Origin of the sequence: Ereboglobus sp. PH5-5 (genome assembly GCF_029504805.1) — a bacterium.
Taxonomy (GTDB): Bacteria; Verrucomicrobiota; Verrucomicrobiia; order Opitutales; family Opitutaceae; genus Ereboglobus.
This window is the reverse complement of record NZ_JAQFIT010000019.1, coordinates 47,748-55,689: the sequence shown is the minus strand read 5'-3', so window position 1 is coordinate 55,689 and position 7,942 is coordinate 47,748. Positions and strand designations below refer to the sequence as shown.

Sequence of the window (7,942 nt, the reverse complement as noted above, 5' to 3'; positions counted from 1 at the left end):
CTGTCGCCCTGCTCGCCGATGTGTGCCGGGCGCTGGGCAAGCCTCCGTCAACACTGCTCAAAAAGCTGAAGCTTTGATCGCAGCCGGCGGCGCGGCACGCCCGCGGTTGCGTCCAGGGCAAATCACCGGCGCGTGCCCGGCGACGGGATGTGATTCAGAAGTTTCGCAAACTCCCGGTAGAGCATATCCCTGAAAACCTTGGCGTTGATCGCGTCGATCATGTCGAGGCGATTGGCGAGCATGTTGGCTGTCAGTCCCTCCCTGTAAAAGGCGAGCTTCACGGGATCGCCTCCGCTCAAGTGAGGTATGAAGAGGGTCCGTCCGGGCGGGTGTTCGGGGTATTTCGCGCGCGGCGAATCATCGTCCGCTCTTCTGATTTGATAGAATGTGGCCCAGGGAAATGCGTTTTTGAGATCGAGCCAGCATTTGGTGTTGGCGTGGCCGCCATCGACGGGGACGATCAAAATGAGTTTGGTGCCAGTTTCGTTGCAGAATGCCTCGAAGTCAAATTTGCCGATAAACACATCCAGGATTGCGTCTATTACAGCGAAGCCACCCTCGAAGTCGGCGATGATATTTTTTCCTTCGCGCAGGGAATCGAAAAGCAAGTCCTGGTTTTCAAAGCGATCTATCTTGAGGCGGTTGGGGATTGTCTCGGGGAAAATTTTTACGAGTTCCCCGCTGATTGAATCGGCGTTGTGCAGGAGAAATTTGTGACCGAGGTTTTTCAGGTATTCGTAGAGATGCGCGCAGCAAAAAGTTTTGCCGAGGGCGCCCTTGCTCTGGATGAAAAAGATGGCGGTGTTTTTCGTTTGGTTTTTGCAAGCGCCGACGGACGCGTCGCCGGCGGCGCTGTCCTGATGAACAATTTTGAAATCGCGGAGCGCCCTGGCGACTTCCGCGTCCAGTTGCGAACGGGTGATCAACTGTCGCGGGGTGATTCCGAGGAGTTTTCCGATATGCGCATACAGTCGCTCGCGGCGCGTGGGAACGTGTTTTTTGTTGTCCGGCGTGGCGGATGTGTCCGCCGGCGAGATGGAGTGCTGGGTCATGATGGTTGTGGTTTGAATTGTGCGGGGCGAGACATGCGTGAGTGTTTCATCGCAGGTTCCGATGGCAAGAAGATACTACTATTGATAGCTTACTCTTGATGGATTTATGTAACGACGTTTTCACGACCGCCTTCACATAAACCCCGGTCAAAAACCGCCCGCCTCGCGGCTCGCGAAATTGTTTCCGCAAAGCCGGTCGGCGGGCGGTTTGTCAGTCTGCGCGCCTATTCAAACAACGGTGGCGTTTCGCCGTGAATCGAGGCGAGCAGGTGCGCTAGAGTCGGCGCGTAGTCCGCCTTGGAGCCTTTCACCCTCCATCCATTTTTTGGAGTGAAAACGATGATGTGTTTTCCGTCATGGATGATCGTTCTGCCGCTGACATCGAGGACCGCCTCGGCGACTCCGGCTTCGAGAAGAGTTTCGTAGTCGTTGGTGCGGGTGCCCATGTTCATCGTCGTCAAGACGGTGATCGTGCGCGCTTGGGCGTCGGTGACATTGATGTCGTTGTCGAGTTGACGGAAGCCCTCCTCGGCGGCGTTGGCATCATCGGCCTCGGTTTCGTGCTTTCCGTAGATATGAATGCTTCGGAGGCCGCGCAGGAGCGCGATGGGAACGGGCACGGTGCGCCCGGAGGGTTGTATCAATTTTATGATACATGGTTTGTTGCTTGTCATTTTTGCAGGCGTCTTCGCCCGCGAACCCTTCAGCCGAAATTTCGGATGAATACAAAAAGCCGCGCGCGAGGACGTCCGCGGGGCAAAACATGCGGGGGCCGCGGCCCGAAGGACCGCGGCTCCCGTGTTGCCACATCAGCTCAGATGCAATCGTCCGGAAGCGGCAAAAGCTCCACCCATCCGAACGTCTCGATGATTTTTTCCTTCGCGATGCGCCGTTTCACCGCCGGCAGTTTTCCGAACTCATCCGCCTCCGGCCATGTCCCCGAGGTGAAAGCTCCAAACCTGTCGGTGACGAAGGAATAAAAGGGATTCACGCCCTGCGACGGCGGCGATTCCATCTCGACGATTTTGTCCAGGAGGTTGTTGACGATGACACTTTCGGCTTTCGTCAGCCCGGTGGTTTCCGTCGCGTCATCGTCCGCCTCGACCCACTGGAAGGCGTCCTCGATTTTGTCCGCCTTCCAGATGGCCCTCAAAATCGCCGGCAGGCGCAGCCACACCTCGTGGGAGATTTCGCGCTCGAGCCTGGTTCTGGCGTGGAAGTAGGCGTCAACCTGCCATTCGATGTCGGGCTGGTCCGGCAGCGTGTCGAAGAACTCTCGAAACGACTCAAGGAACGCTTGGTCAAGGCTGCGATGCTTGTGCTCGGGACGCCGCAAGGCGCCATGTTCATCGGGACGGATTTCGACGAGCGCGTGGGTGACGCCACCGTCCCCCGTGAGCGATTTGCCCTCAAGGAAGGTGCGAACCTCGCTGGCAAGCTCCTCGCGTGTCATCGTGGTGTAGAGCGAGGATGCGATGAGGTTGAGCACCTCGTGACGGCGCACGAGTATCCAGCGATCCTCGGTCGTGGATTCATCCGGGGGAGACTTGAGGTTCTCCCTCATCGCGACGATCATGGCGTCGATTGATTTGTATGGCACGACGCAGCCGGTGTAGGCCCAGCCCTCGTCGGGAGTGAAGTCTATCGCGATGCCGTAGAGCCGGGTAAACGCGGTGCCATCCGCGCTGATGGTGAGTGTGTCGAAGCGCAACTCCAATGTCGCGTCGCGGTCGGAGCGTTTCGTCCCGGGGTCCGGAGAGACGATGCGTTCGAGCGTTTTGACTTGGGCGGCTGTCGGAGTGAATCCGTCGAACATGGCGGCCTTCGTGAGGGCGGCGCGGCGCTCGCCGCCGGTTGATGTTTGCGCGGTTTGGGCCGCGCGAAAAAGGCGCAGGAATCCCTCAGGCGCCAGTTTGATTTCCCCTGTTTCGGTGACGAACTTCAGGGGGACGTTGTGTTGTATATTCATGTGTTTGAGAAAGCCCCCGCACGAACCCCACCGCCGCGGATTGCGGACAGTTATAAAAGAGCCATGCAAGGGGCGACCAGCCCAGCACACCCGCGCAAGCCGCAGCCCGAAGGGCTGCGGTTTGCGGCTTGCTTTCTCAACGCAAAAAATTCGAGAGAAAGATCACCTTGGCGACACTTGCTCCACTAATAACTCCTCATCGTGCCCTCTAACCTCAGCGTGACAATCGCGATTGTTTGCACAGGCGTATGCACAGTGATGTCCGGCAGGCCTTGGACGCCTGCTGGATAGTCAAAGGCGATGCGCAGTCGCACCCGGCCTATTTGCAGGGGCAGCACTGCGAAGTAATCCGTGTCCTGCAGCACCGCCTGTCCCGGCATGAACTCCTGCCAGTTGTGCACTCCGTAATATCCACAACGCCCGTAGCGCGCCAGCCCGGAGCCTTCGAGAACCTCCAGCCTGATGTTTTTCGCACTTGGCACGCCCAGTCGAATCTGCCCGGCAAGCGCGTGGTTGTCGGGCGACACTGTCGTCATGTTGAAGCCCGGCTGCGGCTGTGGATCGGGGGTTGCAAACAGCGGCAATCCCACCCGCTTTCGACGGCTGTCCTTTGGCTATTTCGAAAAACTCAAATCCATGTCGCGCCCTTGGCGGTGGAGGTGACGTTGCGGGTGAAGAGGCGCAGGAATCGGCTGTATTTGGTTTCGTCGAACTCCCATGTCACGGCGGCCTGGCGGCGCTTGATTTCCTCGTCGCTCACGTCGATGTTCATGGCGCGTTTTTCGATGTCGATGATGACTTTGTCGCCGTCCTGCACCGCATTCAACGGGCCGCCAATCGCCGCCTCGGGCGCGACGTAGCCAATGCTCAGCCCCGAGGTGCCGCCGGAGAAACGTCCGTCGGTGATGATCGCGACTTGCTTGGCGATGGACATTCCCGCGAGCTCTTTTTGGAACGCAAACGCCGTCGTGCCGAACCGGCCCTTGGGGCCGAGATAACGGATGACGACCGCCATGCCGGGCGTGATTTCCTTGCGGCGCAACGCGGCCACGGCGTCATCGACATCGTGGAAAACCTTGGCGACGCCCTCGAACTGGTATTGCGAGGGATCGACCGCCGCCGCCTTGAGAATCGCCCCTTCCGGTGCAATGTTTCCGTAGAGCACCGCGATGCCGGCGCCCTTGGTGACGGGATTGTTCAGGCCGCGGATAACGTCATCGTTGTAAACCCGCGCATTCATCACGTTTTCAGCGAGGGTTTTGCCATTCACGGTCGGTATGTCGGCATGCATCCGGGTGAGCAAATTGTTCAACAGGGCGGGCAGGCCGCCGGCGGCGTCGAAGTCCTTGAAATAATAACGTCCGCTCGGGGAAATGCCCGTCAGCAGCGGAATGCGATGCGAGGCTTCGTCGAAAAATTTCCACCAGTCGCGGTCAAATCCGGCCTCGGTGGCGATGGCGGGAATGTGCAGCAGGAGGTTGGTCGAGCCGCCGATGGCGAGGTCGGTGATGATGGCGTTTTCGATGGATTTTTCGGTGATGAGGTCGCGCGTCGTAATGCCTTCGTTGACCATGCGCATGATGTGATGTCCGGCCTGATGCGCGATGGACCAGAGGCGGCGCTTGTCGGTGGCATCGACGGTGGAGTTGCCGGGCATCGTCATGCCCATCGCCTCGGCGGCGCAGCACATGCTGTTGGCGGTCGTCATCTCGCCGCACGCGCCCTGCCCCGCGTGGCCGCAGCCGACCATTTCGTCAAAACAGGAGCGCGACATGCGGCCCTCCATGACCTTGCCGATGGCGTCGGAAACCTCCGTGACACCAAGATCACGCCCCTGAAATATGCAGTTGGGCATGTAGCCGCCGGTCACGAGTATGGCCGGGATTCCGATGCGCGCGGCGGCCATGAGGTGACCGGGCACGATCGAATCGCACGTGCTCAACAGCACCATGCCGTCGAACAGGTTGGCCTCGATATTGAGCTCAACCTCGTCGGCGATGAGATTGCGGCTGGGAAGCTCGATGTAACGCGGATCCTTGAGGACCATGCCGTCGCACAAGCCGGTGGTCACGACCTCGAACGGCAGGCCGCCCGCCTCGCGTATGCCCTGCTTCACACGCTCGGCCAGTTCGCGCAAATGAATGTGCCCCGGATTGTATTCATTCCAGGAATTGACCACGGCGATATAGGGCCGCTTGATTTCCTCCTTTGTATAACCGAGGCCGTATAAAATGCCGTCGCGTTTCACGGTTGCCACACCGAATTCCCATTGGCTGCGCAGTTTGGTTTTCATGGTTGGATAAGTTCTCTGTTAATTTTTTGGGTAATTCTTTGCCTTAGGGTTTGCCGCCTGTGCCGGACTGGGGTGCGGTAATCGCATCCACGGCAATGTCACCGATGCGTCCGGCAAGTTGATAAACGGGGACTCTCGACGCCTTGGCCGCCCCTTTTCTAATATGCATGCGGTTGCTTAGGAAAATAACGAAGATGTCGTGCTTCGGATCCAATTGTATATAATTACCATCGAAACCGCCGTGGCCGTAGGAAACATCGGACATGTTTTTCGCATAGGGCGCACCCATCACCCAGCCCAAGGCGCGATCTGAAGCCGCACCGGCGCCGCGCGTGGTCATGAGCGCGACTGTTTCCGGATTTAGAATGCGCGCGTCACGCCCCAAGTGCTCCGGAAGACGTCCGCGATTCAACATCATGGCTGAGAATACAGCCAGATCATCCGCAGTGGAAAACAGCCCTGCGCCACCGCTGACGCCGCCTTTTGCGATAGTGTAGGGATCGCGAACCCTGCCCGTATCGCGTCCATCCAGCCGGGTCGGCGCGGCGCGGCGGCGCAATTCCACGCCGGGCAAATAATCTGTTTCCAGCATTCCGAGGGGTTGAAAAATATTTTCGCGCGCATAAGTGGCCAAATCCCTTCCCGTGACGCGTTCCAACAGGACGGCCAGTGTATCCATGTTTGCGCCAGAGTAGAAATAGACCTCTCCGGGCTTGGCAACGGGCGGGGCGGCCAGCAGCCGCACCACCTCGTCGCGCGGGGCCGTCGGAAGTTCCGCGGGAGGAGCCGGACGGGGGCCGGAAATGCGCGCGCTTTGACTGAAAGTTTTAGCAAGCAGTTGGTCGGTGCGAACGATATGCAATCCACCCAGCCCGGAAGTATGCGTCAACAATTGGCGAATGGTAATCGTCTCTTTCTCCGGAGTTTTGTATTCATCAAGATATCGGGCAACTTTGTCGTCCACGTTCAGTTTTCCCTGATCGACCAATGTCATGATCGACGCTGCCACGGCGACCGGTTTGGTGATGGACGCAAGGTCAAACACTGTGTCAACAGTCATCGGGTGCGCCGGGCGGTCCTTTGTGGCCAGTCGCCGGTTGCCGTATGCCTTGAGCCAGGTGATTTTTCCGTGGCGTCCAACGCACACCACGCAGCCCGGCACAAGTTCCTCGTCGATTCCCTTTTGGCACTCGACGTCGATTCTGTCCAACACGGCGGAATCCAATCCCACTTCCGCAGGGGCGACCTGCGGCAGCACCGTCGGGGTGAGATGAACTGATTTCATGCTCGGCGCGGCGCGGGTGATCGCTGTCGCAAAAACGACAAGAATACCGAGGAGCATGATTTTGAGATTCATGACAAAAACTGGTGTCGTGCAAAATCTCACAATGGCTCTCCCCATTGCCGCGACGGATCGATTTTTGCCAAATGCGCGACGGAAGTGTGATAGGCATGGACGGGAACACCCGGGGTTGTCGTTATGCCCGCCCGCTCCAGCACCCGGCGGATGAGCGCGTGCAAGTCGGGATTGTCGCCGTGCTCCGCCATGTAGTCGCGGATGATTTTGTCGTAGTGATCGGAGGTGTCGCGGCAGAGTTTTATGAAGTCGGCGCATTCCGCCGCGGGCACCAAGCCGGAGATCGGGTCAAACGGATGCGACGCGGCGATCATGCTCACGCCGCCTTGCGCAAGCGCCGCCTCGACGCGCTCAATCGCGAGCAGGTATGCGTCGAGGTCGAAATAAAGCCCGACGCCCGTGCTCATCGTGCCGCGTCCTTGCAGGGCGTCGCCCGTGAAGAGGATTCCCGAGGCGCTGTCGTGCAGGCAGATTCCCTCGACGGCGTGGCCGGGCGTGTGAAGCACGCGCAACTTTGAGTCGCCGAGATCGATCTCCTGGTCGTGCTCAAGGTCGATGTCGATTTCCTGCGGATTCAGCCCCGACTTGATTTCCTGAAACGGAACGAGCGGCGTGAAACGGCTGCGGATTTTGTTCAAATGGAAATAGGGATTGGCAAGCCGCTCTCGGGCCAGCTTGTGCGCGGCGAATTTCGCCTTCGTCTCGCGCATCAAACGCGCGTTTCCGCCGATGTGATCGCCGTGGATGTGCGTGTTGACAACCAGGTCGATGTCGGCGGGGTCGCGCCCCAGCTTTTTTATATAAGGCAGCACGACATCCGTCATCGAATGGTCAAACGCGGTGTCTATGACGACGAGTTTTTCACGCGCCAGCACGAAGACTCCGGTCCACAACGAATCGAGCGGACACTTGAGCAGATGTATGCCGTTGGCTATTTCCATTGTATAAAAACTATATGATTAAAGTGATATTAACTTTCTCGAAAAAATGGGCATTGAATGAAGCCCAACGGGCTTCCGTCTTTTAGCCCAGGGTTGCGAGCGCAGCAAGCTACCCTGGGAATAATGCGCATGACAAACAACCCCAACGGGGTTGTGGCCTGTTCGCCTGCCATGCGTTTTCAGAGGACACAACCCCTTCAGGGTTGTGTTTTCTTTTTTAACCAACCCAGGGTAGGCGCTCGTTCCTCGCACCAACCCCGGGCTATTGGACACATCCTCGTTGGGGATGCCTGAATGCGAGGTTCGTATTCTCATGCCGATATTATTCTG

Annotated in this window: 7 protein-coding genes; all 7 read right to left on the bottom strand. The window is 58.4% G+C overall.

The window, feature by feature from the left end:
* Positions 1-122: 122 nt before the first annotated feature.
* On the bottom strand, positions 123-1,052 hold the full coding sequence (locus tag M2103_RS12125; protein WP_277510880.1) for a hypothetical protein: 930 nt from the start codon (positions 1,050-1,052) through the stop codon (positions 123-125).
* Between the two features lie 224 nt (positions 1,053-1,276).
* Positions 1,277-1,672, bottom strand: a complete 396-nt coding sequence (locus tag M2103_RS12120) for a hypothetical protein (RefSeq protein ID WP_277510877.1) — start codon at positions 1,670-1,672, stop codon at positions 1,277-1,279.
* A gap of 194 nt (positions 1,673-1,866) precedes the next feature.
* Positions 1,867-3,021: a hypothetical protein gene (locus M2103_RS12115; protein WP_277510875.1), complete on the bottom strand. Its 1,155-nt coding sequence runs from the start codon at positions 3,019-3,021 to the stop codon at positions 1,867-1,869.
* Between the two features lie 185 nt (positions 3,022-3,206).
* Positions 3,207-3,557 (bottom strand): hypothetical protein, encoded by a 351-nt coding sequence (locus M2103_RS12110; protein WP_277510873.1) that lies wholly within the window; start codon positions 3,555-3,557, stop codon positions 3,207-3,209.
* Between the two features lie 92 nt (positions 3,558-3,649).
* A complete protein-coding gene (ilvD, locus tag M2103_RS12105; RefSeq protein WP_277510871.1) occupies positions 3,650-5,314 on the bottom strand; it encodes a dihydroxy-acid dehydratase in 1,665 nt (554 codons plus the stop codon).
* A 43-nt stretch (positions 5,315-5,357) separates the two neighbouring features.
* The gene (locus M2103_RS12100) at positions 5,358-6,572 is read right to left on the bottom strand and encodes a serine hydrolase domain-containing protein (protein WP_277510870.1); all 1,215 of its coding nucleotides are present in this window, start codon (positions 6,570-6,572) and stop codon (positions 5,358-5,360) included.
* A gap of 125 nt (positions 6,573-6,697) precedes the next feature.
* Positions 6,698-7,612 (bottom strand): MBL fold metallo-hydrolase, encoded by a 915-nt coding sequence (locus M2103_RS12095; RefSeq protein ID WP_277510868.1) that lies wholly within the window; start codon positions 7,610-7,612, stop codon positions 6,698-6,700.
* Between the last annotated feature and the right edge of the window lie 330 nt (positions 7,613-7,942).